The organism is Microcoleus sp. Pol11C3, assembly GCF_036701485.1.
In the GTDB taxonomy this organism is placed as follows: domain Bacteria; phylum Cyanobacteriota; class Cyanobacteriia; order Cyanobacteriales; family Microcoleaceae; genus Microcoleus.
The window spans coordinates 61,372-87,159 of the sequence record NZ_JAUBQW010000006.1; the positions used below are offsets into that span (position 1 = coordinate 61,372).

19 protein-coding genes are annotated in these 25,788 nt (G+C 46.0%); 8 read left to right on the plus strand and 11 right to left on the minus strand.

What is annotated here, in order from left to right; translation table 11 throughout:
* The first annotated feature begins 97 nt into the window (after positions 1-97).
* The 7 genes from plsX to QUA40_RS03390 all read left to right on the plus strand — a co-directional run bounded on the left by plsX (position 98) and on the right by QUA40_RS03390 (position 7,419).
* The gene (gene plsX, locus QUA40_RS03360; protein WP_333121810.1) at positions 98-1,147 is read left to right on the plus strand and encodes a phosphate acyltransferase PlsX; all 1,050 of its coding nucleotides are present in this window, start codon (positions 98-100) and stop codon (positions 1,145-1,147) included.
* Positions 1,148-1,310: 163 nt separating this feature from the next.
* On the plus strand, positions 1,311-2,312 hold the full coding sequence (locus QUA40_RS03365; protein WP_333121768.1) for a beta-ketoacyl-ACP synthase III: 1,002 nt from the start codon (positions 1,311-1,313) through the stop codon (positions 2,310-2,312).
* Positions 2,313-2,717: 405 nt separating this feature from the next.
* Entirely contained in the window at positions 2,718-3,599 is an 882-nt protein-coding gene (fabD, locus tag QUA40_RS03370; protein ID WP_333121769.1) for an ACP S-malonyltransferase, read from the plus strand.
* A gap of 584 nt (positions 3,600-4,183) precedes the next feature.
* The gene (locus tag QUA40_RS03375) at positions 4,184-4,897 is read left to right on the plus strand and encodes a PspA/IM30 family protein (protein ID WP_333121771.1); all 714 of its coding nucleotides are present in this window, start codon (positions 4,184-4,186) and stop codon (positions 4,895-4,897) included.
* 10 nt (positions 4,898-4,907) lie between these two features.
* A complete protein-coding gene (locus QUA40_RS03380) occupies positions 4,908-5,849 on the plus strand; it encodes a phosphate ABC transporter substrate-binding protein (protein ID WP_333121773.1) in 942 nt (313 codons plus the stop codon).
* A 242-nt stretch (positions 5,850-6,091) separates the two neighbouring features.
* On the plus strand, positions 6,092-6,730 hold the full coding sequence (locus QUA40_RS03385; RefSeq protein ID WP_333121775.1) for a lysophospholipid acyltransferase family protein: 639 nt from the start codon (positions 6,092-6,094) through the stop codon (positions 6,728-6,730).
* 155 nt (positions 6,731-6,885) lie between these two features.
* Entirely contained in the window at positions 6,886-7,419 is a 534-nt protein-coding gene (locus tag QUA40_RS03390) for a hypothetical protein (protein WP_333121777.1), read from the plus strand.
* Between the two features lie 420 nt (positions 7,420-7,839).
* Here QUA40_RS03390 and QUA40_RS03395 read toward each other — a convergent pair whose 3' ends face one another.
* The 10 genes from QUA40_RS03395 to QUA40_RS03440 all read right to left on the minus strand — a co-directional run bounded on the left by QUA40_RS03395 (position 7,840) and on the right by QUA40_RS03440 (position 19,217).
* Complete coding sequence (locus tag QUA40_RS03395; RefSeq protein ID WP_333121779.1) at positions 7,840-8,385, minus strand: GAF domain-containing protein; 546 nt, start codon at positions 8,383-8,385, stop codon at positions 7,840-7,842.
* A gap of 166 nt (positions 8,386-8,551) precedes the next feature.
* Entirely contained in the window at positions 8,552-9,142 is a 591-nt protein-coding gene (locus tag QUA40_RS03400) for a YdcF family protein (RefSeq protein ID WP_333121781.1), read from the minus strand.
* A gap of 721 nt (positions 9,143-9,863) precedes the next feature.
* Positions 9,864-10,694 (minus strand): GUN4 domain-containing protein, encoded by an 831-nt coding sequence (locus tag QUA40_RS03405; protein WP_333121783.1) that lies wholly within the window; start codon positions 10,692-10,694, stop codon positions 9,864-9,866.
* A gap of 150 nt (positions 10,695-10,844) precedes the next feature.
* A complete protein-coding gene (locus QUA40_RS03410) occupies positions 10,845-11,987 on the minus strand; it encodes a hybrid sensor histidine kinase/response regulator (protein WP_333121785.1) in 1,143 nt (380 codons plus the stop codon).
* 151 nt (positions 11,988-12,138) lie between these two features.
* Positions 12,139-14,808, minus strand: a complete 2,670-nt coding sequence (locus QUA40_RS03415; protein ID WP_333121787.1) for a GAF domain-containing protein — start codon at positions 14,806-14,808, stop codon at positions 12,139-12,141.
* Positions 14,809-15,229: 421 nt separating this feature from the next.
* The gene (locus QUA40_RS03420; protein WP_333121789.1) at positions 15,230-15,391 is read right to left on the minus strand and encodes a hypothetical protein; all 162 of its coding nucleotides are present in this window, start codon (positions 15,389-15,391) and stop codon (positions 15,230-15,232) included.
* Positions 15,392-16,525 (minus strand): glycosyltransferase, encoded by a 1,134-nt coding sequence (locus tag QUA40_RS03425; RefSeq protein WP_333121790.1) that lies wholly within the window; start codon positions 16,523-16,525, stop codon positions 15,392-15,394.
* A 261-nt stretch (positions 16,526-16,786) separates the two neighbouring features.
* Positions 16,787-17,101: a hypothetical protein gene (locus QUA40_RS03430; protein WP_333121792.1), complete on the minus strand. Its 315-nt coding sequence runs from the start codon at positions 17,099-17,101 to the stop codon at positions 16,787-16,789.
* Between the two features lie 263 nt (positions 17,102-17,364).
* Positions 17,365-18,516, minus strand: a complete 1,152-nt coding sequence (locus QUA40_RS03435) for an NAD-dependent epimerase/dehydratase family protein (RefSeq protein ID WP_333121793.1) — start codon at positions 18,514-18,516, stop codon at positions 17,365-17,367.
* A 110-nt stretch (positions 18,517-18,626) separates the two neighbouring features.
* Positions 18,627-19,217 (minus strand): chromophore lyase CpcT/CpeT, encoded by a 591-nt coding sequence (locus QUA40_RS03440; protein WP_333121795.1) that lies wholly within the window; start codon positions 19,215-19,217, stop codon positions 18,627-18,629.
* A 188-nt stretch (positions 19,218-19,405) separates the two neighbouring features.
* Between QUA40_RS03440 and QUA40_RS03445 the strand changes: the two genes are divergently transcribed.
* Entirely contained in the window at positions 19,406-19,600 is a 195-nt protein-coding gene (locus tag QUA40_RS03445) for a KTSC domain-containing protein (RefSeq protein ID WP_333121811.1), read from the plus strand.
* A gap of 245 nt (positions 19,601-19,845) precedes the next feature.
* On the opposite strand, the gene QUA40_RS03450 is transcribed toward QUA40_RS03445, so the two are convergent.
* Positions 19,846-25,308 (minus strand): AAA family ATPase, encoded by a 5,463-nt coding sequence (locus QUA40_RS03450; RefSeq protein ID WP_333121797.1) that lies wholly within the window; start codon positions 25,306-25,308, stop codon positions 19,846-19,848.
* Positions 25,309-25,788: the final 480 nt, after the last annotated feature.

Genomic DNA, 25,788 nt, shown 5'->3' on the forward strand with positions numbered 1-25,788 from the left:
TCGCCCTTGCGAGCGGATTTTAGTTCTTTATTCAGACTTCTGGATTCACGCTCCTGACTTCCTGGTAGAATTTTTAATGTTTCTCAAACATTGGTCAATGGGATCGACACGCGCAAGAATTGCAATAGACGCTATGGGTGGGGATCATGCCCCCGCCGAAGTTGTAGCTGGAGCGCTTAAGGCACAAGAAGAATTAGGCGTAGAGATTTTGCTCGTGGGCGACCCGCAGCAAATAGAAGACTCGCTCCGGCAACAAGACGCGATCGGCCGCGTCTCTACAGGTCAGCTACAAATCGTTCCTTCTGAAGGAGCGGTGGAAATGCACGAAGAACCTTTGAGTGCCCTCAAACGCAAGCCCAACGCTTCGATTAACGTAGCGATGAACTTGGTAAAGCAGCAGCAAGCTGATGCTGTGGTGTCCGCCGGTCACTCCGGCGCGGCAATGGCTGCTGCCCTGCTCAGGTTGGGCCGGCTCCCTGGCATCGATCGCCCTGCGATCGGTGCGGTTTTGCCGACAATGGTAGCGGGCACCTCTGTACTCATTCTCGATGTCGGCGCTAATGTGGACTGCCGCCCCAAATTTTTGGAGCAGTTCGCTCTTATGGGAACTATTTACAGCCAGTGCGTGCTGGGCGTCGCCGAACCTAAAATCGGCCTGCTCAACATTGGCGAAGAACCTTCTAAAGGCAACGACGCAGCGGTGCGTACCCACCAGTTATTGGTGGACAACCCGAACATTCCTTTTGTGGGCAATGCCGAAGGCCGCGACGTGCTGTCGGGGAAATTCGACGTGATTGTCTGCGACGGGTTTGTCGGCAACGTGTTGTTGAAGTTTGCCGAAGCGGTGGGCGAAGTCGTCGTGCAAGTGCTGAAGGAAGAATTAGTCAAAGGACTCCAACATCAAATTAACGATCCTCTGCTGCAAAAAAGCTTGCAAGGATTTAAGCAGCGGGTAGACCACGTTGAACACGGCGGTGGTTTGCTATTGGGCGTTGCTGGAGTTTGCATTATCAGCCACGGTTCGTCTCAAGCTGGCTCGATTTTTAATGCCATTCGTTTGGCGAAGGAGGCTATTGACAACCAAGTGCTGGAGCGAATTCGATCGTCCAATCGCCAAAGCGCTCTGGAACAAGAAGCTGTGAATTAGAGGCAGTAAGTAGGAATTAAAAATTAAAAATGTAAAATTAAAAATGTCAGATTAAACCAACTGTTTTGCTTAAAAAAAGTAATTTCAGCAGTTTAAAAAATAATTTTAATTGGTAGTTTTTAATTTTTAATTTCTCGATCGAACAGCGAGTAAATGGAGAGGAATGTTGCAGCAATCAGGGTTCGGCATTGCCGTCACGGGTAGCGGTTCTTGTACACCGCAGGTTTCGCTGGATAATAACGGTTTGAGTCAGATCGTAGAAACTTCTGACGAGTGGATTGGGGCGCGGACAGGCATTCGTTCCCGCAGGCTGGCGGACGATCGCACTTCTTTGTGCGATTTAGCGTCGGAGGCATCGCTTCAGGCGATCGAAATGGCAGAAATTTCGCCGACAGATATCGATTTGATTATTTTGGCTACCTCAAGTCCCGACGATTTGTTTGGCACTGCCAGTAAAATTCAATATCAATTGGGCGCAACAAAAGCTGTGGCTTTTGATTTGACAGCAGCTTGTTCGGGCTTTGTTTTTGGTTTAGTTACAGCCTCGCAGTTTATTCGGACAGGGGTTTATCAAAATGTTTTGCTGATCGGAGCAGATATTTTGTCTCGCTGGGTGAATTGGTCGGATCGGGGTACTTGCATTCTATTTGGAGACGGTGCAGGTGCGGTGGTATTGCAAGCTTCAGAAGTTGATCGCTTTTTGGGATTTGAAATTCGCAGCGACGGCACGCAAAATTCCTCTCTCAATTTGCCTTACAAAGCCGAGCCCAAAGAATTAATTGAGGGCGTCAACATCGGAGTTGGCGGATTTCATCCCATCACAATGAACGGTCAAGAAATCTATCGGTTTGCTGTAAAAAAAGTGCCGGAAGTCATAGAAAAAGCTATGTTTCGGGCAAATATTAGCGCTGCTGAAATTGACTGGCTGTTGTTACACCAAGCCAATCAGCGGATTCTCGATGCAGTTGCCCAAAGGCTAAAGATTCCCCCCGAAAAAGTAATCAGCAATTTGGCGAATTACGGCAATACCTCAGCGGCTTCAATTCCCCTTGCCTTAGACGAAGCCGTGCGTCTGGGTAAAGTGAAAGCGGGCGATACTATTGCTGCGGCTGGTTTTGGTGCAGGTTTGACTTGGGGGGCGGCGATTTTTCAATGGGGCAGGTAATATTTGGCGGCCGGCTGTAAACTTGCTCGGGTTATTGTCGGGAGTTCGATCGAGTAAAATACAAATCCTTTAACACGCCATACATAAGGCAAGGTTCGCAGCGGCGTACCACCTGGACAGCAGTTATTGACAAGCGCGTGCTGAAATGGAAAATCCTCTATTCTTCGATCGACTTTCCCTCGCTTGAAGGTGAAAAATTTTGTTACGGCTATTAATGTGATTAAAGTCGCCAAAAAAATATAAACCTCGTAAAAAGCGCAATTATTATGTTATAATTGTGAGTCGCCAGTAGATAGTTCGTTAACCGAAAGATAGCGGATACCAGCGAGCGAACGAAAGAAGCGGGAAAGAAAGAATTTTTGCAATCACCAATTAGCAACCACCAATTAGCAGATTACCGGAAAAATGACTAAAACAGCATGGGTATTTCCCGGACAAGGTTCCCAGGCGATCGGGATGGGTGCAGACTTATTAAACTTGCCAACAGCCAAAGCCAAATTAGAGCTCGCTAAAGAAATTTTAGGCTGGTCTGTCCCGGAAGTTTGCCAAAAAGAAGAAGCAAAACTATCTCGGACTCTCTACACTCAGCCTTGCTTGTTCGTAGTAGAAAGTATTTTGACCGACTTAGTGCGAGAAAAAAGCGATCGACCAGCGGTAGTTGCCGGTCACAGTTTAGGAGAATATGTTGCCCTTTACGCAGCAGGCGTCTTTGACTTTGAAACGGGATTGCGCTTAGTCAAACGCCGCGCCGAACTCATGGACACTGCCTCCGGTGGGCAGATGGTGGCTTTGATCGGGTTCGACAGGCAGGAACTAGAACTGCAAATTCAATACAGCCGAGACGTAGTGCTGGCAAACGACAACAGCGAAGCACAAGTCGTGATTTCTGGAACGCCCGCAGCAGTAGAAGATTTGCTTGCCAAAATCAAAGTCAAACGCGCCGTTAAATTGAATGTTTCCGGTGCGTTTCACTCTCCGCTGATGGCATCAGTGGCGGCAGAGTTTCAACTAGCCTTAAAGTCTGCAAGGTTTTCCGATGCTAAAATGCTGGTGCTCTCGAACTCAGAACCGTCAGCCACTACCAGCGCAGCGACTTTAAAGCAGCGGTTGAACCAGCAGATGACTAAAGGCGTGCGCTGGCGGGAAATTTCTCTGCAATTGCCACAACAAGGAATTGATCGGGTAGTGGAAATTGGCCCCGGCAAAGTTCTCACAGGTTTGATCAAACGGACTTGTCCGGATTTAACGCTGGTAAATGTTAGTAGTGTTGCAGATTTGCCGGCTTAATCTATTTTTAGCCTGTTATTAAACGGCAGGTTATAAACTTTAGAGTTAATTGGCCCCAAGAGTGCCCAAAAATAAATAGCAAAACAGGGAAGTCCGAATATTGCCTGTTTTGCAACTTGGGGATAGACGATTCAGAAATTTAGAAAATATTAATCAAAATCTAGATATCGATCGACCTGACGGGGCGATCGGCAAATCCTGATGTAAACTAGGCGTAAAAAGCAAGCTTATCTGGTATTTATGTCAGGAACCTCAGCCTGAAGGCATGAGGCTTGAAAGAGAAATCTGACAAGCCGTTCTGACCAGCCTAAGTCTTAACTGACTACGTTTTTTGAGTCACGACACCCTGGAATGCGTAGCTAGTTCCTTGCTCTGTCGCTGAAGGTTAAACAGTTCTAAGGTCACTGGGACAGTGCTTTCAGCCTAACAAGCTCACTAAACATTGGCGAAGCTAACTTTACTCCGAAAGGAGATTGAGGCAACCATACCTCGCCGGAGGGGCAACCATACCCCTCCACCCCACAAAAGTTTTAACTCAATGTAAAGCCGTCCTAAAAGGACGGGGTTTCTAACCCATATTTCTGATGAAAAAAGTCCTTTACTGGTTGATGGGCGACAAGGCAGGCAGAACCATAGTAGGCGCGTGGAATTGGATGTGGGGACTGCCCGTGGAATCCGGCGGCCAGGTGTCGGTAGCGGTAGCCGAAGAGTCGTTGCGATCGATGCAAGAATCAGTGCAAAAGCTAGCAGCAGCAGTCTCCACCCAAGTCGCCGCCTACCAGCGCGCCAAAACTAAATATGAAGAAAAAGTTAGGGAAATGCAAACCGTAGAGCGCCAAGCCATCACAGCCCAACGCAACGGCAACGAAGAAGCAGCCCGCTTGGCAATGTCGAAAGTAATTCAGACAGAACAAATTCTGCCGCAGTTAGAATCCCAAGTAAAACAAGCCGAACAGTACGTCAACGCTTCCAAAGACAAGCTAAATCGAGAACGGATGAAGCTGGAAGCCTACAAAACAGATATGCAAAATATGAAAGATATGGCAGAAATTAACGAAGCCCTCAAAGCCATATCAAAAGTCAACAACGACCTCAGTATCGATTCAGCTCGATCGCAATTTGAGCAAGCCAAAAACGCCGTCCACGGCCGCAACCTCGAACAGCAAGCTTTAGCAGAACTATCTGAAAACCCCCAAGAAAGACTTCAGGCAGAATTAGAAAATATGACGTTAGACGATGAAGTTAATCGCAGACTGGAAATGTTAGACGACTCCAACAACAAAGAACTTCCCAGCTAAGGAGAATTTTATGGCTAAGAGTAGCGGGCCTCCCCCCATAGTTTTTATTTTGTTATTTCTGTTGCTCGCCGGCGGCGGTTGGTTCTTTTTTCTGAACAAACCAGCGTCCCAGGATGCTAATAATACACCCACTCCCACACCCGCAGGCGATGTAGTCGCACCTCCCGTCGCGCCCGTAGTCGGCGGTGCTAAGCCTGTTGCCGCTAGTACCTTTGCGCTGCCAGCTTCTGTTCCTGCGGGCACGGCGGTGAGAATTGACGGTTCCACCAGCATGGTGACAATCAATCAGAACCTCAAGAACGGCTTTCAAGGCAAGTTTTCCGGTACGACAGTCGATACCAAAGCAAATGGTTCTGCAAAGGGAATTCAGGATTTGGTGGCGGGAACAGCCGATATTGCAGCGATATCGCGACCTTTGACGGCTCAAGAACAAGGTCAGGGTTTGGCTGCTGTGCCTGTTGCCCTAGATACGATCGCCCTTGTAGTCGGCATTAACAACCCGTTTAAAGGAGGTTTAACCTCGGCTCAGGTGCAAGATATCTTCAAGGGAACTGCTCAAGATTGGTCGAAAGTAGGCGGCCCGGCAGGCCCGATTAAAGTGATAAATCGACCCGAAGTTAGCGGCACTCATCAGACGTTTAAAGAACAAGTGCTCTCTGGCGCTAATTTTGGTACGGGGCCGAATGTTACCACGCTCGATCGAGATGCTACAACTCCCCTGCTGCAAGCTTTAGGCAATAACGGTATTGGCTATGCGACTTTCGCTCAAGTAGCCAATCAGAAAACGGTGCGCGTTGTTCCCGTCAACAGTGCGACGCCGGATGCTGGTAACTATCCTTACAAGCGGCAGTTGTACTACGCCTACAAAAACCCTCCTAGCCAAACAGTTAAGGATTTCTTGGGCTACGCGACTTCTTCGGAAGGACAAAAAGCCATGCTGGCCGGAAATTGATCCTTTGCAAAATTTTGACATTCAGGAATTCGCCAGAATAAATTCTGGCGCTACACAAGCAAATAGTCCGCCAGAATAAATTCTGGCGCTACACAAGCAAAGTCCGCCTGCGCGGACTATATTCTTCAGTCCGCGCAGGCGGACTTCGTTTGACAAGAAGCGGTTTCAACCGCCGAATAATCTCAAACGGACTCGATCTGATAGGCTAATATTCGATGTAATTTAAAATCTCAGGTTTTTCTGTGAGCAAAAGTCGCGAACCAGTCGAAAGTTTACTTCTCTACTATTTATTCAAATGGTCAATTGTCAGCCCGATGCTGCACCTTTACTTTCGGGGCCGCATCTACGGTGCAGAAAATGTTCCGACAGAAGGGCCGGTGGTAGTAGTCAGCAATCACGCCAGCGATTTCGATCCGCCGATTTTATCTAGTTCCATGAGGCGACCGGTGGCATTTATGGCGAAGGAAGAGTTATTTAAAGTTCCTATTTTGAAACAGGCAATTACGCTTTACGGTGCTTATCCAGTCAAGCGGGAAAGTGCCGATCGCAGTGCTATTCGATCGGCTATCCACTCTTTGGAAAATGGCTGGGCGACGGGTGTATTTTTGCAGGGAACTCGAACGCCAGACGGCAGAATTACAGAACCCAAATTAGGTGCTGCGCTGATAGCTGCTAAGGCTAAAGCGCCGCTGTTACCTGTTAGTTTGTGGGGAACTCACGCGATTTCGTCGAAAGGTTCGGGAATTCCGCGTCCGGTGCCGCTGACGGTGCGAATTGGCAAGCTAATTGAAGCGCCCGGTTCCTCGGATCGTGAGGAGTTGCAAGCGTTGACTCAAAGATGTGCGATCGAGATTAATGCCATGCACGATTTGGGTCGCTGATTTTATAACTCTTGTTGCTGTTTTTTCAGGTTATATCTACAGATAGATGAATGCTGAATATAAACACCGAAAAATATCAATATAAGTGATTGAAAACAAGCGCAATAATTAGGCTTGAATTTGAGTTTAATTGGACAGGAGATAAGAAGAAAGATATGGTAACAAGCAATCAAACCCGCGCGTTGGGATTGTTTTCTAACAGCGAAGATGCCGAGCAAGCTCTGGCAGAATTGAAATCTTCCGGGTTTCCAATGGATAAAGTTTCGGTTGTTGCTAGGGATGCAGGCGAGTCTGTAGGCGATACTCAAACCAGCGCTCAGGTGGGCGATAAAAATCTAGACACAGGAGCGGGAGTGGTAGGAGAAACTCTGACAAATGCTTCTTTAGCCACCTTGCTAGTGGGTCTGGGAAGTTTAGCTATTCCGGGAATCGGGCCGATAATTGCAGCGGGGACTTTCGGCGCCTCACTGGTAGCTGGCGTAGCAAGCACTGGCGTCGCGGCTGCGGCTTTCGGTGGAGTGGTGAAGGCCTTGACTGACTTGGGAATTCCCGAAGAAACAGCTAGAAATTACACCGATCGCCTGCGGGCCGGCGATTATTTGGTAGTAGTAGATGGCGCTGAGGATGATATTAGTCGGGTTCAAGGGATTTTCAGCAGTCGGGGCATTCAAAATTGGGGCATTTTTTAAACAGGAATTGTGCACCAAGTCTATCCCTAGAGCGATGCACACCTCACCATTGGTGAGAAAAATCAGCTCAAATTTAGTACCCGACTTTTGTGTGAAAATTAGCGCATCGATCCCCCTAACTTAAAAAGGGGGGCGGTTTCATTCTCTGTAGGGGCAAACCCCCATGGTTGCCCCGATATTTGAAACACCGATTCCCTCGTCCGTGGAGGGGTAGGCACGGGGGCACTACCCCTACAAAACGATGATTTCCCTGAGAATGAAACAGCCCAGCCTAACTTAAAAAGGGGGGAACCGGAAACGGTCTTTCTTCCCCTAGGAAGGGGATCGAGATTCGGCTAAAACCCCGATCTAGACGTAGTTTTAGTCTTAAGTGACTTTCATTCATTGGCCACCCGATCCCTACAAGTAAATTATTGATTTTTAGGGTTCATCTTTTGATGCTGAGGCGGTGACATAAGCAACCGCTAAAGGCGAAATTTTTTCTGTAACTGCTGCGATAACTTGGCGATCGAAGTCAGTCCAAACTCTGGGGCGATCGAACATACAAGGCTGCAAAACCCCCCACAATAAGCCGTCATCACAAAGGTGAGCGTGAATCAAAGCTCGATGCCCGAACTCTTTTGCCTCAAAATCTTTGTTGACAACTTCAGGATTTGCTGTTTCAACATCCTCAACAAAAATCGAAGGTTCAGTTCGCAAAGCTGCTGCAAACAAAGGGTCTTCTTCCCCTAAAGATTCCGGTTCTTTTTTCCATTCTGCGTCCCAAACCTCTGGAATGTTCGAGTTGCGACGCCAGCAGTAAGGTACTCGGCCGATTTGGGTTTCAGGATTGCGGAGGTAGAGAAAGACGCGATCGCAATTTAACACCTCGCCTAAAGCCGGCACCAAAGCCGAAAAAACAGCATCCGCAGTCTGGTTGTTACTCAAAATTTGCTCCAGAACTTGCGGCAGAATTTGGTCGGTCATTAACTTTATATCTTGAAGTTCATCTACTAATTTTAAACTACTCCTTCTCTTCTCTTACGCATTTCTCATCAGCATCTTCCCGGTGCTTTAAATCGCTATAGAAGACAAGTTTTAAAACCAGAGACAATGGGAAAAAATTTAAAACTTGCTCAATGCTTTCCTTTGTTTATTCAATTCTGGCTTGGGTGAAGTTAGCACCCGTATAACCGGTTGTCAGCCAAAGAATAGCCCTAGCGCCGTCGCGAACAGCTTTTTGCACCGGTTCGGGGGTTCGCCCAGACGGAACTGCCACAGGCTTAAAACTAATGCCTCGACTGCCTAGCACGATTTCGCCGATAATCTGAGCTCGCCGCATATGATCGTCAGAAGTGATCAGATACACGCTCTCAATGCCTCTAGCTTTCAATTCATCTACCAGCGTAGTAAAATTTGTCACCGTATCCACGGCTCTGTAGTCTAAGTGGACGCGATCGGACTCAATTCCCGCTTCTGAAAATACCCATTCCGCAAACTCCGGATTGCTCCCAGAAGACACCCAAATCGGCAATGCAGGATGCGACCGAGCAAATTTGGCGGCGAACACCTCTCGCTCCGTAGCCCCACCTAGAACTAACACAGCTTGGGGTCTCATAAATTCGCTCTTAAGCTGCTGATAGCCAAACCAACCCGCCATCAAAAGTCCTACGAGGAACCAAAAACTGCGTGAAGTGTTCAAACGCTGGTAACGCCGCGTGTTTACATTGACTCTTAACCACATCTAAACCTATAAAAACTTTATGTAGCTGACAAAGGAACCATAACAAAAAATACCGCACGTAAAGCCCACTAACAGGAATTAAAAATTAAAAATTAAAAAAGGGTCGGGGGGATCATAGATTTTAGATATTAGATTGAGTCTACGCTTGTGCTGGGGCTTAAACAGGCGATTTTAGATTTGAGATTTCAGATGTGAGATTTCACATGGACTCTCTAGAGGTTCTGTGTATGTCCTCGTCTTCAAGCAAGTATTCGTCCTTGGGCGAATTGGTTAGCGGATATGCAAAAAAGAGGGGTAAAACTTAGGCTTACCCCTCCTGCTTTTAATTTTTCTTGGTTTTTAACGGGACTGGCCGGGTTCGAACCGGCGGCCTAGCGCTTCAGATTTGTGTGAGTTTCCCCACTCTCTGGACTATACCTTCACCATAGGCTTGCAGCCTTTAGGTGGTGACCGTCTAGTCTCTAAACCTTCCTGATTTCAATATAGGCGATCGTTTAATCGCCATGAACTCAGGCTTGGCTTGGTATTGCCTTAGAGTCATAGGAACCCACGAACTCTTTAGGTTTCACCAACTTTGACCACATTCACTCCCAGAGTTTCCTCGCAGGGTGCCCGATTCTTCAGGAGGCGCTTGCTCTATCCATCTGAGCCACAGCCCCAGTTGCTAAACCGTTTTGATTATAGCAGGTAATGTCGATTTTGATTTTTTTATTTGGGATGATTACTGATCGCCAGTTGCCAGTTTCGCAGCGATGCGGGCAAAGTTTTCTGCTGCGGTGAGTTTACCGGCACCGTAACAGGCGCGCTGTCTCCATGCGGTGACGGGGAGATGTCCGGGGGGAGCACCTTCGTTGAAGGAGAGCTCGCTGTAATATTTCCAATTTTCCTTGACTCGCCAGCCGACTCGATCGCAAAATTCAGTATAGTTAGCCTCGGTACTTTCCCAAATCTGCTGCTGCACGCTCAACCCGAACCGCCCGCTGCTGTATTGTTGCCAAAGTTGGTCGATCGTGCGAAGGTCTGTAGGAGGAAAACTGTCTATATCGGCGGAACTCAGCCAGCCTTCGTCTTGTCTGACAGCGATTTGCAGCAAGATTTCCCAAGTGTGTTCGTCAGCTTTGCGCCATTTTCCGGTTTCTAATAGCTTTGTCAGTTGTCGGTAGTCCATCCCCACTTCAGAGATAGCCGGAGTTTGGTTAGGTATGGCGCCGATTTTGTCTTCTAGTCGCAGTAGAGTGCTGACAATCAATTCGGGGTTTAGTTGTTCGAGGCGGTACAAAACCCATTCTAACTGAGATTGAAGGTATGTGCGGGCGATCGCACCTTGCTGCAATTCCCCCTGCAACTCATCTAATTTGGCTGACCAATTTTGTTGATTGCGGGCCAATTCCCACATTTGTTTTGCCCACTGCAATCTAACTTGTTCTTTTTTTAAATAAGTTTTGGAAGGCTTAGCACGCTGCGGGTAGGGAGTCAAATCCCAGCCGCAAATCGAGCAAAACTCTGCTTTTTCTTCTATGTATTCCGCACTGCACACTGGACAGTTAGACATATTGCCATAAATTCGGTTGCGAAGTAATTATATGACATCGGGTAAATTAACCGTAATTCGATTAGCTACGCACTTTGCAGCCTACAATTACAGTTTGTGTGTAGTAATGTGCGCCTTTGGCACCCGAAAGTTAGAGTTAATTATACCGCTCTAACAAGGCAAGCGAATAGTAAACAAACTGCCTTTGCCCAACTCTGATTTTGCCTCGATGGTGCCGCGGTGAGCTTCGACTATTTGGCGGCAGAGGTGCAGTCCCAAACCTGTGCTGGATCTCTTGTGAGTTCCCGAGCCAAACCTTTCAAATAACTTTGCTTGTTCGGTGGGAGAAATGCCGGCGCCTGTGTCTTTGATTTCTATGATTACCCATGCCAGCGGTTGGTTTTTGAAGCTCGTATAAGCAGGTGAATTAGCAGCTTTTAAGCTGACATCTATTGAGCCGCTGTCGGTGAATTTAATCGCATTTCCGATTAAATTTGTCATCAAGCGGTGCAGTTCCAGACGATCGCCCGGATACTTCGCAATCGGTGCACTTTCTGCACTTTCTGTCAAATCTAAATTTACCGACAAACCTTTAGCATCGGCTAGGGGAGCTAGTTCTTCAGCTACCTCAGTAATAAGCTGGCGCAAGTTCACGGCAGCGAAACTTAGGGATTTGCGGCCTGCTTCGTAGCGGTAGACTTCCAGCAACATATTTACCATCGCGATCAGGTTTTTGTTGCTGCGAACCATCGTCCCGAAAGCGTCGCGCATCTCAAGCGAAATGTCTCCCAAAGCTCCCTGCTGCATTAAAGTTAGCATTCGATCGGCTGCTACGAGGGGCGTCCGCAAGTCGTGAGCGAGTCGGGAGACAAAATCTTCGCGCTGGAGGGCGATCGAATTGCGCTCGTCTACGCTGTGTTTTAGCCGCAGGAGCGATCGAACCCTCGCCAGCAGTTCATCCATTTCAACTGGTTTGCGGATGAAATCGTCTGCTCCCATGTCCAATCCCTGGACTACGCTGGCACTGTCGTGAGCTGTGATCAGCAAAATCGGCATAAAGGGCAATTCTTTATTGTCTCGGATTCGTTGAGTGACTTCGTAACCGTCCATTCCCGGCATCATCACGTCTAGCAGTACCAAATCCGGGGCTGACTTGTCAATTTGACTCAAGGCAGAAAAGCCGTTCTCTGCGGTGCTAATTTCGTAACCTTCTTCTTCCAGGATTGTCTGCACCAACAAAACATTATCTGGTGCGTCATCTACTACCAGAATCCGATCGGCTTTTGTGGCATTCGGAACAGATAAATAACTCATTTAATTGTTAGCCTGGAAATAAATACTAACTTTAATTATGGCATCCGATTTATGTTTTCACACTTTTCCACTTGTTTACTCTGTCATAAGGAATATATCAAAAGTTTATCCAATCTTTTTACTTTTGAACATTCGGAGGTGATATAATATTCTACTTTCTGGTCATAGTATGCACGCCGTCCCAATCTTCGGGCGGGGGTATTTCCAAATAGCTCAGGGAGCGCTCGATGTGAACTTCCACAGGTCGATCGCTGGGTCGCATTGCTAAAGCCGCTTCAAAATAACTAATAGCTTGCTGAAAATTTCTAGCAATATAAGCATCCCGACCGTTACTGTAAAGTTCCAAAAACCGAACCGTTTCCCCGTCGATGGGTTCAGAACTATTTTGCAGCAACTCGTAAATACCCACAGGCTGATTTTTGCCCTTAACCCGCACCTTGTCTAACTCTCGCACCCAAATCCCTTCGGGGCACAAACTGTATGTAAATTCGCTCAAAATTATGTCGCATCCGTACTCCTTTGTAAGCTGTTCCAATCGCGAACTCAAGTTCACCGCATCCCCGATAACCGTGTAATCCATCCGCTTTTGGGAACCAATATTTCCCGAAACCACCTCTCCAGAACTAATTCCAATTCCGAAGCGAAACGGATCAGCGCCGGGGCGAGAATCATTAAACTCTTTCAAACGCCGGCGCATATCTAAAGCCGACTGAATCGCCATCCAACCGTGACTTTCCGGAGGATTGAGCGGCAGGGGCGCGCCGAAAACCGCCATTAAAGCATCGCCGATAAACTTGTCTAAAGTGCCTTCGTAGTGGAAAACGGCCTCCACCATAGTCTCAAAATATTCGTTCAGCAGGGATACCACATCGGACGCTCCCAAATTTTCAGTCAGCGTGGTGTAGCCACGAATGTCGGAAAATAAAATAGTGACTTCTTTGCGTTCGCCCACCATCAGGGCGCCTTCACCCAAGGCCATCACTTTATCTACGACTCCAGGAGTCAGGTAGCGGTACATGGTATTTTTCATCCGCTTTTCGCGGCTGATGTCTTCGAGTACGACTAAACCGCCGCGCACGCCGCCCTCTGGATTGATCAGCGGGTTGACAGTCAAATTCAAACTACGTTCAATTACTTTAATTCGAGAGGCGGGGATGGGCAGCGGACAATAAGGGTGATACAGGGCAGAATTTCGCAGGGCAAATAGAGATTGGGCATTCGCTAATTCGGCCAGCGCTACTTCCTCAGTCCAGGCGCTGTTTTCGCCCCAAGCGTAATATAAATTCGGGTCAATGCGATCGGGCACGGCCAAAATATAACTTTCTTCTTCTTCTTCTTCTTGTTGTTGTTGTTGTTGTTGTTGGGAATTTAGCGTTTTTTCTACCAACAGTCCCACAGTTAAACTTTGTTCGGGAACGTAATGTCTGGCAGCATGGTTGAGACTGTCTTCGAGTCGAAATTGTAAATTCTCGATCGGCACAACTTCCCAAACATAGCGATTCACCAGTTTATCTTCCCAAATCTGGGGATTGTGTTTGCTTTTAGCTTGATTTACCGGACAGCCCAACAATTCTAGGGCCGCTTCGTTAATCGTGACAACTCGCCCCTGTAAATCGGTGGAAATTACTGCATCGGAAAGACTTTGCAGCATATCTTTTTGATACTGCTTTTCCACCATCACGTTCTGAAACAGTTGAGAATTTTGCAGCGCCATTCCCGCTTGGGAATTAAACGCTCGCAAAAACTCTTCGTCGGAAGGGGTGAAAGTACCTTGGTTCTTATTAATTAGCTGAGTTACCCCGATCAGCTCACCTTTAGCGTTATGCACCGGCATACACAACACAGTCCGAGTGCGGTATCCCGTTTTCTGGTCTGTAGAAGGGTCAAAGCGGGGATCGTCGTAAGCATCTGTAATATTTAGAGGTTGACCTGTCGAAGCGACGTAGCCAGCAATTCCCTTATTAGCAGGAATGCGGATTTCGACCATCGTTTTGTCGTCGGCCTTGGCAATTTTTGTCCAGAGTTCGTTGGTTTCCCGATTTAACAAAAATAGCGTGCTGCGATCGGCTTGCATCAAGTCGCGAGCTTGATCCATGACAGATCGCAAAGTTGTTTCCAAGTCCAGACTTTGACCCAAAGTCGTGGTGGCTCTTAACAGTGCGGCAACCCCTCGCTGGTTGCGGGCGACGACGTAGAAAGATTGACAGCTTTCGAGAATAATCCCGATCGAATCTGCAAAAGCCTGGAACTGCTGTTCGTCTTCCTCGCTAAAGGAGACATTGCCAGCTTTATTTAACAGTCTGACCACCGCTACGGGTTCGTGTTGGCTCTTGCTGCTAAAAATCGGCATACAGAGCATGGTCTCGATCTGGTAGCCCGGTGGTTCGTCTACTTCGGAATTAAAATGCTCGTGCGATCGAGCTTCGGCGACATTTATCGATTTTCCGGTTGTTGCTACGTAGCCTAAAATGCCTGCATCCATCGGCAAACGAACTTCTAAATCTTCGCCCAGTGCATCGACTGTTTTGTGCCACAGTTGATTTTTGTTGGAGTCAACCAAAAAAATTGTTGTCCGGTCTGCTTGCAGAATTTGCCCAATTTTGACAGTGAAGGCATCTAAAAGTTGCTCTAAGAGACTTTCGAGTGCTTCATTGTTAATCAGATCCATCGCCCGGATAAATTGCTGAAATTCAGCCGTGATAAAGTCCAGCAGGCACACTAATTCAGGAACTGGCAGGCTCTTAACACGGGAGGTCAATGCCCCCATAAAATTGACTTGAGTCAGTGTAGCCAGAACGCTACCAGTATTGGAGAATGTCATGATTAACTGCTTGCTCAGAGGGGTAGACTGACCGCAGGTCGATCGGCGCGAGATTCGGCGGCGGTGCAAACTCTTGAATTTGTTTGCAAGCGCATCGGCACTCGCTTGTCGCTTTAATGAATCGTGAGTTCAATAGTGGCGCGCGCAACTTCAGTTTGCTGGTTATGTATGCTCGATCGATCTTTTTTACAACCTCGATAATGATGAGGGTTTGTCAATTCAAGCTGAACTTGAGTTCGCAAAACTGCTAGCCTGAAAATTAGGTAACAGGCTTTAGTTCGATCGAGAGTGCAGTGTGGATTTGACGCTCTGTGCTCGGCTGCAGCGCGCGATGTGACTGTTTTAGCGCACTCGGCGACCGTATCCGGTCAGGTAAAGGGCGCTATGAAAGCAGCGCGCAAGGCATTCCTACAGAGCTTACTCATAGTTTAATGGTAAATGCAACAGCAGGATAACGACGGTAATTTATACAGCAAAAAAGTTCGATCGGTCTTTGAAAACATCCCGACAACACTACCAACTGACGATCGAACAGCGAACCTAAGCTGGCGGTGATGTTTAAAGGTGCTACAGATCCTGACATTTAGGCCGCTCGGGGCACAGACTGGGCAAACACCACTGATTGATAGTACCGCTGGAGTTGTGCGGCGGCGGCGGCCCAACCCCAGCGTTCGGCTTCTCGGCGAGCGTTATGGCGCAGGGTTTCCCGTTCTTCGGGATTCGCAAACAGACGCTTGGTGGCGGCGAGTGCGCCTTCTTCGTCGGCGGGGTCAAATAAATATCCGTTAACACCGTCGGTGACGATATCGGGAATTCCGCCACTGCGCGCCGCCACTACGGGCGTCCCCGCAGCCATTGCTTCTAGGAGCACTAAGCCCAGGGTTTCGGTGCGGGAGGGAAAAATGAAGGCGTCGGCCGATGCGTAAGCTCTTGCGAGTTCTTGCCCCTTGAGGTAGCCGACAAAATTGGTGGGTGTACCGGCAAAATATTGTTCAAGGGTTTGCCGATGCGGGCCGTCTCCCACTAAGGCGAGGCGGGCATCGGGAATCGCTGCGAGAACTGGTTTGATGCGTTCGATTTCTTTTTCTGCACCGAGGCGGCCGACGTACAGCAGCAGGGGACTGTCTGGGTTATTTGTAGAAAGGCGCGATCGCATTTCTAGACTTGCCAATTCCGGGACAAACATTTCAGTATCTACGCCCCGCTGCCACAAATCTACGCGATCGATCCCGTGGCTTCTGAGTTCCTCCACCATTGCTGTAGAAGTACACAAATTCAGTTCTGCTTGATTGTGGGCACCTTTGAGCAATTCCCACAATAAAGGTTCAAGGACTCCAAAACCGTAATGGTGCAAATATTTCGGCAAATGCGTGTGGTAAGAAGCCAAAATCGGAATGTTCAACTTTTTGCCGTAATATATACCACCCAATCCCAAAATAGCGGGATTGACAACATGAATAATATCCGGTTTAAACTGCTCTAATTGGCGACCGACAGCCGGAGAAGGAAGTGCCATTTTCAGTTCCGGGTACATCGGCAAAGGCAAACCCTCAACACCGTAAACTCGGGCACCTTTGTATTCTTTAATCCCGTAATCTGGAGAAAAGATCAGAACTTGTTCGCCGGCGCGCTGCAAGTGATCTACAGTGTGAATCAGCCGTGTAACAATGCCGTCTATTTTCGGCAGAAAAGTTTCAGTAAAAAGAGCTATTTTCATAAAAATAAGTTAGTTTTAGTTAGGGAGCCGATAATCCTAGCCTCAAAGAAGTGTCGGGAGCGATGACAGTATATACTAGACGAGCAATTGCCTAAATCTTGGATTCCTAGGTCAACCGCAGATTTTAGGCAGATAAACACAGATTAACGCAGATAATTTCCTGTTATGGCGAGCTTGGGAATGCAATTTCTCGTCTACTAACTTGCCGGGAGTAAGTAATTGCGGGGTATCGGCTGCTTTTCTACACTTCCTCCTTCAGTTTCACCGCCCCTCATTCCGAGCGATAGGTTTCTGCGGTAAGATGCAAATTCCCTGAATGCCAATTGATACAATTATTCCACCTAAAAGCAATCCCACACATTCTGCCAAGCAGTTAATTCGATGAATTTCCTGTGCTGTTTTAGCCCTTAATATCTCCTTTTCCGTAGCAGAAGGCGATGCACTAACTCGACGGTAATTTTGATTACTCGCCGTTAGTGCAGCCCATTCCGGTACTAAATAATAAGCACAAACTGCACTTGCTGAAAATCCCGGCAGAACAACTAAAAGCAACAAGATGAGAATTCGACTTTTCACAGCATTTCTTCCCAAACAAGCCCGCACAAAAAAAATATGCAATTTTTCAATTAACCGCAGAAGAAGCAGAGGACCCAGAGCAAAATAGACAAAGATAGATCGTCTTCCCACCTGAAAAAAAGTAATATACAGCGAACTCCATTCAGAATTTGCGAACCTTTCCCTTTTCTTCCCTTCTCTTCTCTTCTCTTCTCTTCTCTTACTTCGCGCCCTTCGCGCCTTCGCGGTTCGTCAAAAAAAACTCTTGCAGCTTGTACCCAAAATTACCGCCGCCAAGAAACCTTCGGCAAAATCTGGTTTTTATCGACGCGGTGCTGATATTTTGTAGCAAAATTCAGCAGAGAATCGAGCAGGGAATCTGAGAGATAGTGCGGTAGCAAGCCGAGGTCTAGCAAGTTGGTGTTTTTGGCATTGAAATAATGTTCTTCTTTCTCGACTCTGGGATTTTCGATGTTGTTGATTTCTACCTTTAATCCCATTGCCATGCCTGCTTTTTGCACCAAGGAGGCTAAGTCGCCGACGCTGAATAGTTCGGTGAATTGGTTAAAGACTCGGAATTGTCCGGCTTCGGCAGGGTTGGCGATCGCTAATTCCACGCACCGCACGGTATCCCGAATGTCTAAGAAGCTGCGGGTTTGTCCGCCAGTGCCGTAAACAGTCAGAGGATGACCGATCGCAGCTTGGATGCAAAATCTGTTCAATGCTGTACCGAATACTCCGTCGTAGTCCAAACGGTTGATCAACAGTTCATCCATACCGGTTTCATCTGTCAGCACGCCGTATACTACGCCCTGATTTAAGTCGGTGGCTCTTAAACCCCAGATTTTGCAAGCAAAATGGATGTTGTGGGAGTCGTGGACTTTGGAAAGGTGGTAGAAACTGCCCGGTTGTTTGGGATAGGGTAGTGTATCCTTGCGGCCGTTGTGTTCGATCGTGATGTAGCCTTCTTCAATGTCAATATTCGGGGTGCCGTATTCGCCCATTGTCCCCAATTTCACTAGGTGACAATCGGGGAAGTCTTCGCGGATGGCGTACAGCAGGTTGAGTGTCCCGACGACGTTATTGACTTGAGTGAGGACTGCGTGTTCGCGATCGATCATCGAGAAAGGTGCCGAACGCTGTTCGCCGAAATGGACGATCGCCTCTGGTGCAAATTTTCTCATGCTTTTGCTGAGAAAATCGTAGTTGGTAATGTCACCGACGAACAAGTCGATCAACTTGCCCGTTAAATCTTGCCATCGCTGGAGTCGTTGCTGAATCGGTGCGATGGGAGTGAGGGTGTCGCTGCACAGTTCCAGATCCCAGTGCCGCCGCACGAAGCTGTCGAGGATGCCAACTTCGTAACCTTTGTTAGAAAGGTAGAGTGCGGTTGCCCAACCGCAATAGCCATCGCCACCAATAACCAGGACTTTCATAAATCAACGGTGAATCTTGCTTGCCAATACTGGGTTAATGTACCAGGTAATGGTGCATTCTGAACCTTTAATCAAGCGTGTTCACCCAGGAGGGACTCTGTTTTTTTGGATTAAACCGGAATTTCGTCGGCGAAACTGGCCCGGCGGGTGAATTCAAAGGGGCCGGCCTGGGCTCCCCAGACGTGGGCGTCGGTTTCTGGGTCACGTCCGCGATCGTGGCTAATAAATTTGTCTTGGTCAATCTCGAATTCGCTGTCTAGATAGGTTTTTTTACCCTTTCTGACCACCAGGCAGCCTTTTCCGGGTTCGACAGACCCTTTGAAGCTGTGGCCCGTCCACTGCGTAATAAAGGTGCAGCCGGGAAGCAGTGTCAGTTGTGCTTTTTTGATTTCTTGCAGCCGTTGCGGGTCGCGGGAAGCGCCGTAGAATTGTTCTTCGTTTTCTATGGCATAGTTTTCGATGTCGATGCGATCGCCCAGCGGGACTAATTTTAACACTCGGACTCGGTACGGTACGTGCAGTTCGATATCATAGGCTTGTTCTAGGTACAAGCTGAGCCCATCCAGAACTTCAACGGGTAAAGGCCTCATGCACACGCGGATGTGGGCGAAGAATGGCGGGTTTTCAAAGGCTTGGGCTTGGTTGCTGAAGTCGGCGGCCATCCAGCGGGCGAGGGTGACGATATCGGTGGAATGAGTCATTTCGATTTTAGATTTTAGATTTTAGATTTTGGATTGAGGGAGTAGAAATTATTTTAGGGGAAATTCAGGTGCGATCGGGCTTTAGATCCCTGACTTCTTTAAAAATCAGGGATCTGGGTATGCTGTTTTTTTCAGGTAGCCTTACTTATCGGGAAATCATGAAACTATAACCAGTCGAATCCAGCAGGATAAAAGCTGTGGGTTATGACGAAACAACTTCTACTCTGGAGGTTGTTTTTAATAGTGGCAAAACCTATCTATACTTTGAAGTGCCGAAGAATGTCTATTTAGAACTGATGGAATCTGACTCTAAAGGTAGTTACATGAGAGATTGTGTGATTGACTGCTATCCGTACCAACAGGTGAAGAAACGGCGGCGGTAAGTACGGCATTAATCTAGGCGTTTTGAATATCTAATCTTGATTTTTGCGATCGACGAACTCTAACCCAGATTTTTTGATTGTGGAGGTGAGAGGAACAATTGGAATTGCTGGAGACTCACCCTTTGTTTACCACTTGGTGTCCCCAATGCGATCGCTCGTTTCCCCATTCCGAAAATCCCGGTGAATTTTTAAGCCCCTTCTAGTTTCCTCTTGACATCAATATTTGAGTCCCTCTCTAGCCCAAGTTATACCCCATAGTTTATCGGAATCTCAATTACAAAAATTGTCCCGCTGCTGATGGTCGAATCACAGGTTAATTTACCCCCATGTTTTTTGATAATAGCATAGCTTACAGATAAACCTAAACCTGTGCCACTCCCGACAGGTTTAGTTGTAAAAAATGGCTCGAATATGCGTTTTTGAATATGGGTAGGAATCCCACTACCATTATCAGCGATCGCAATTCTTACCCACTTTTTTTCTATAACTTCAGTCTGAATCTTAATAAAAGGATTTTTATTAGTTTTACTAACTTGTTTGAGAGCATCAAGAGCATTACTAATAATACTAATAAATACCTGATTCATCTCACTCGCATAACAGGTGACATGAGGAAGGTTGCCATACTCTTTAATCACTTGTACCTTGGGTTGATTATCACTTTCTTGGAAGCGGTTTTGTAAAATCAGTAAAGTGCTTTCAAGTCCGGCGTGTAAATCTACAGATTTCATGTCTGCTTCGTCTAAGCGAGAAAAATTACGCAAACTCAGGATAATTTGTTTGATTCGTTCGCTTCCGACTTTCATGGATTGCAGGATTTTATTTAAATCTTCCGTGATAAATGCTAACTCAATTTCCTCAATCCTTGCTTTAATTGCTGAGCTTTTATTTGGATATTCTTGCTGATAAAGTTCCAGCAAATTTAGCAAAGCTTTGATATGATTTTCGGTCGGCTGAAGATTACTATGAATAAAAGTAACTGGGTTATTAATTTCGTGTGCTATCCCCGCTACGAGTTGACCGAGGGCTGACATTTTTTCACTCTGAATTAGTTGTGCTTGGGTTTGTTGTAAATTTTTTAATGTTTGCTCTAAATCAAAAGCTTTTTGGCTTAACTCTTCTGTTTTTCGCTCTACTTCGGCTTCCAAGGTTTGAGAGTAGTTCTCTACTTGTTCATACAAACGGGCGTTTTCAATGGATATAGCGGCTTGAGCACTAAGAATTTGGAGGGTTTCGATGCGCTCGCTTGTAAACGCTCCCACTGTAAGATTATTTTCTAAATACAAAATCGCGATTAATTTTCCCTGGTTGCTAATCGGAATACATAAAGCTGATTTAGGCTGCTGGGTAATGATATAGCGATCGCCTGCAAATTGAGTGGAAGCACTCAAGTTATCAAAAACCGCCGTTGTTTGACTTCGGGCTACAGAATAAATAAACATTTGGGGTAATTCTTGACATTCAGCTAAAGCAATATGTCTCTTTTCTGTATGGTTTTGATCCGCTTTCGCCACTACTAACCATTTTGCCTCTTGATCGATTACTAAAATTCCGGTTTGCGCTCCGGCATGGGCGATCGCAATTTGCATCAAAGTGGCTAATAGTTTCTCTAATTCAATTTCCTGTGAAATAGCTTGTGCTGCTTTCATCACCGCCGGAAAATCCAACCATAAATTCTGGCTGTTGCTGTTACTGGTGCTAGTTACGCTTCTCATCAGCGTGGGAGAGATTGTTCCCCCAGATATGATACCTCGTTTAGTCGGTTGGAGAATAGCTCCTAGTAGTTGGGGATAGTGTTGTTCTAAATAAGCAACTTTCGCCTTCGCACCCCATCGACTGTAACAGTAGTATGCTTCCTGCATATATCCAGAAGCAACTTTTTCTTTGCCCCAGGCTAGATAAAATTTAGCTGCTAGTTCATTAGCTAACGCTTCTTCTTGGATATATTGGTTTTCTTTGGCTCCGGCAATTGCGCGATCGTACAAATCTCCTGCTTCATAGCTCTTGCCTAAAACTCGGCATTTTTCGGCCTCTACTAAGTTAACTTTATGTTGGTGATTCATGGGGGCATGGTGCGCCCATTGAGCGAGAATATTTTGATGGGTTTCCAGTAGAGCGAGTGTGTTACCTTGCTCGATTTCTGACTGAGTAGAGAATACTGCCCAGTAGGTTAACCCGGCATAGAAATGAAAAACCGGAGCATGAATCGTTGCTGCCGCTACCATAAAATATGCCTTAGCTTGGGCAATGTAGTCTAGGCCGTTGGCGTAGTTGCCAAAGAGATAGGCAAGTATCAGTTTGTAGCTACAGCCCAAAGCAAGCGCAGCAAACTCACTATCCTGATCGTGCTTAGGAAACATCACAGTTTCATTGTATGCAGTGCCGATTAATAAATCGGGTTGATTGAGAATTTCCCTCAAGTTATGCACCGTCTGTTGTATCATCCTCACGTAAACCATAGGAGAATATTGCTTGATAGTCTCTAAGGCAACACAGTAATTTTCTATTTCTGCTTCCCAAGCATCAATCTCTACTCCCGAGAAAAAATTATTCTCAAAATAACTACTGAGGCTGAAGCCAGCATTTAGAAAATCACCTGTTTCCATTCCGAGCAAATATCCCTGTTTCGCGGTTGGGATTATTCCCCTCAGTGCTTCTTGACGATGCTGGATAAAAGCGCCAAACCAAAGTAAAGTTATACACTTAAATTCCAGCCAATTCAACTGATTGAGTAAGCTCAGTGCTATTCGCCCAAACCGATAACCTTGTTCTACTTCTCCAAAAAAACCCGACAGCACAATGCCATAACCCACATACCCGATGGTTGATGCGGGTGCATTTCCAAATTGGAGTGATAGACTGACCATTGTGGCGGAAAGCAGAAGCTGCAAGGCAGGATTTCCCATAAAAATAGGTGGAAACAAGATGCCTAAAAGTTGCATGGCCGCCATTGTCCGAGGATCGCTCATTACAGGAAGGTTAACCAGTTCCTCAATCTGTTTACCCTCCATTTGACTGGCAAGGTTTTGTAGTGCAATGCGTGTCAAGGCTTCGTCAGTTTCACAGGGGAGTTCAATGCCCAATTGTGCTAGGGCATTTGTGCCGAGTGCGATCGCTTTTAACATCTGACTCTGAGTTGTCAGTGCGTTGATTTGAATCTCAAATATCTTTACTTTATCTAGTATTGTTTTTGCCGATCGCAAAACTATATCTGCCATTTCTTCCATACCATCAAAATCAGCATTCAAGTAGGCAGTTTCCGCCGCCGCTACATACAGATTGAGGGTTAATTTATACTGAGTTTGCCAACAGTCTGGGGTTAGCAACTCAATTCCTATTTGCACAAAACTTCTGGCGGCTGAATAGGCTGTAGAATTTCTGGCTTTCTGTCCGGCTGCTAAGTTAAGTCTGGCTAAGGCTTCTCGTTCTTCAGCTTGAGTAATTAACCCACTTCCTACATTCAAATGCCCGACAATATCAAATAGATTTTCTTCCTTTTCTATCTCGGATAAGTTTTGTTGCAGCAGTTGACCGATTTTGAGATGAGTTGCCTGTTTTTGGTTTTTGGGAATCAGGGAATAGGCAGCTTGTTGAACGCGGTCATGCAAAAATCTGTATTTAGCATTTTGTTTATTAGCATTTGCATCTTCTGAGTTTAAATTATCATCGCCCTCAAGCTGATAAAACTTATAAAAATTACTAATCGGTAAAATCAAACCCTCCTGCAATGCTCTCCATAAAACCGTCGCCGTCTCGATTTCTGATTCTTGTGAAACTATTGCCAAATTATGCAAATCGAACTGCGCCCCAATACAAGCAGCCAACTTTAAGACATCCTGAGTTGGAATTGGTAATTTCTGCAATTGCAACGCCATGAATTCAACAACATCATCAGTAATTGCCAAGGCTTTGATTTGGGAAATATCGCACTGCCAATGCTGGATATCCCAATTAAAGGTAATTAACTTGTCATCGTGTAAAGCTTTGAGGAACTGAGTTGCAAAGAAAGGATTTCCCTTGGTTTTTTGATAGACTAATTTTGTCAAAGGCTGGGCAACAGATAGTTCGCAAGTTAGCGTATCTGCTACCAATCGATTAATATCCGATTCTCTTAACGGTGGTAATGTAATCGTATTTACTGTTGCCCCAGTTTTGAGCAGTTCATCTACGGTTAAGATAAATGGATGTACTGGTGACACTTCATTATCTCGATAAGCACCTAATATCAATAGATGTCCTGTATCTTGTTGCCTCAATAATGAGAGCAAATTCAGTGATGCAGAATCAGCCCATTGCCAGTCATCTAAAAACATCACTAAGGGATGTTCTTTACTGGTAAAGACTTTGACAAATTTTTGAAATAATAAATTAAAGCGATTTTGGGCGGCTGTTCCTGATAACTCTAGGGATGGCGGCTGTTTACCGATGATGTTTTCTAACTCAGGAATTACATCAATTAATACTTGCCCGTTGTCTCCCACTGCTGCGAGAATATTGGTTTTCCATGTTTGCAATTGTTCTTCTGATTCTGATAATACTTGCCCCATTAAATCGCGAAAAGCTTCCACGAAAGCCGAAAAGGGAATATTCCGTTGAAATTGGTCGTATTTCCCTTTAATAAAATAGCCGCGTTGCCGAACAATAGGTTTATGTACTTCATTAACTACTGCGGTTTTCCCAATCCCAGAAAAACCCGCTACTAGCACCATTTCTGTTGTGCCATTGGCGACACGATCGAAGGAATTTAATAGTTGATTAACTTCGGCTTCTCTTCCGTAGAGTTTTTCGGGAATTAGGAAGCGATCGCTGATATCTCGCTTTCCTATTTCAAAAGGTTCTATTGTGCCTGTAGTTTGTAGTTGCGCTAGACAGATTTCTAAATCGTGCTTAATTCCCAAGGCACTCTGATAACGATTTTCGGCATTTTTTGCGCTCAGCTTACTGACAATTTCTGACAAAGCTAGGGGAATTTCTGAATGAATTTGATGGATGGGAATCGGCTGTTTCGCGAGGTGACAATGTACCAATTCCATTGCATCTTCCGATCTAAATGGTAATGTTCCAGTCAATAATTTATAAAATGTCATCCCCAGAGAATAAAAGTCACTCCGATAATCTATGCCTCGATTCATTCGACCCGTTTGTTCAGGAGAAAGATAGGCTAATGTGCCTTCTAAATCATTAGTATTCTGAATCTCTTGGGTTTCTCTTGGTAGGAGAGAAGCAATACTAAAATCAATTAATTTGATTTGTTGTGTTGCGGGATCGATCAGAATATTAGCGGGTTTTATGTCTTTGTGTATGACTCTATTTTGGTATAAATAGTGCAGAATTTCTGTTACTTTAAGAGATATCTTGAGAAACTCACCTAAAGGTAAATATTGAGATTTGTGGTTTTCATCCGTGGCTGTTTGGAGATAATCAGATAGGGAAATTCCACCAAAGTCTTCCATGACTAAGGCATAGCCATTGCCATATACTTCTAGGGTTAAGGGTTTGATAATACTAGGAAAGTCTAGATTTTTTGCAATGGTATATTGGTTGCGGAATTGAACGAGTTCGTTAAAGTTTGGGTATTCATTTCGTAGTAATTTGATGACGACGGGTTGTTGGTCACTGGTACGGATGCCTCGATAGACAAGGGTGCGCGTACCTGTGTATAATTGCTCTGTGATTTGATAATCTGGTAAGTTGGCGATCGCATTCATAATTTTTTAAGATAATGTTAAGTTATTTTGTATTGCTGCCCCAGTAGCAGGATTTACTGGTTTGGGATAAATTTATAAACAAGCTCGATCGTAGCTAATGACTTGTCAAATATTATCAGAGCGCTTGTTAAAACGCCTGCTTGGCAATAATTGTGACCTTGTGTAAGTAGGTGCAGATATTTAAACAAAACTTACGCGACAATAGCTGAGGATGGATAAACTGGCGACTACTCCCCGTACCGCTCTGGTTTGACTTCCTGGTAACGTCGCTTTGTTGTTATTTAATTGGAGCGATAGCTTTATTTTAGCAAACATAGTTGGATCTTCCAATTAATTCAGATGCCAGGGTGAGAGTTTTCACCTATAACTTGTTGCAACGAATAGGTTTCGGTATATTTAGTAACATATTTGACTATCGGAGTCTTACTCTTTTGATTCGCAACAACTACCAGCCTTACTTTCGTTTCATTTTCCAAGATT

Coding starts and splice junctions, on each gene's coding strand:
- plsX (WP_333121810.1), top strand. CDS start 98: ATGGGATCGACACGCGCAAGAATTGCAATAGACGCTATGGGTGGGGAT.
- QUA40_RS03365 (WP_333121768.1), top strand. CDS start 1,311: ATGTTGCAGCAATCAGGGTTCGGCATTGCCGTCACGGGTAGCGGTTCT.
- fabD (WP_333121769.1), top strand. CDS start 2,718: ATGACTAAAACAGCATGGGTATTTCCCGGACAAGGTTCCCAGGCGATC.
- QUA40_RS03375 (WP_333121771.1), top strand. CDS start 4,184: ATGAAAAAAGTCCTTTACTGGTTGATGGGCGACAAGGCAGGCAGAACC.
- QUA40_RS03380 (WP_333121773.1), top strand. CDS start 4,908: ATGGCTAAGAGTAGCGGGCCTCCCCCCATAGTTTTTATTTTGTTATTT.
- QUA40_RS03390 (WP_333121777.1), top strand. CDS start 6,886: ATGGTAACAAGCAATCAAACCCGCGCGTTGGGATTGTTTTCTAACAGC.
- QUA40_RS03395 (WP_333121779.1), bottom strand. CDS start 8,385: ATGACCGACCAAATTCTGCCGCAAGTTCTGGAGCAAATTTTGAGTAAC.
- QUA40_RS03400 (WP_333121781.1), bottom strand. CDS start 9,142: ATGTGGTTAAGAGTCAATGTAAACACGCGGCGTTACCAGCGTTTGAAC.
- QUA40_RS03405 (WP_333121783.1), bottom strand. CDS start 10,694: ATGTCTAACTGTCCAGTGTGCAGTGCGGAATACATAGAAGAAAAAGCA.
- QUA40_RS03410 (WP_333121785.1), bottom strand. CDS start 11,987: ATGAGTTATTTATCTGTTCCGAATGCCACAAAAGCCGATCGGATTCTG.
- QUA40_RS03415 (WP_333121787.1), bottom strand. CDS start 14,808: ATGACATTCTCCAATACTGGTAGCGTTCTGGCTACACTGACTCAAGTC.
- QUA40_RS03420 (WP_333121789.1), bottom strand. CDS start 15,391: ATGTCAGGATCTGTAGCACCTTTAAACATCACCGCCAGCTTAGGTTCG.
- QUA40_RS03425 (WP_333121790.1), bottom strand. CDS start 16,525: ATGAAAATAGCTCTTTTTACTGAAACTTTTCTGCCGAAAATAGACGGC.
- QUA40_RS03435 (WP_333121793.1), bottom strand. CDS start 18,516: ATGAAAGTCCTGGTTATTGGTGGCGATGGCTATTGCGGTTGGGCAACC.
- QUA40_RS03440 (WP_333121795.1), bottom strand. CDS start 19,217: ATGACTCATTCCACCGATATCGTCACCCTCGCCCGCTGGATGGCCGCC.
- QUA40_RS03450 (WP_333121797.1), bottom strand. CDS start 25,308: ATGAATGCGATCGCCAACTTACCAGATTATCAAATCACAGAGCAATTA.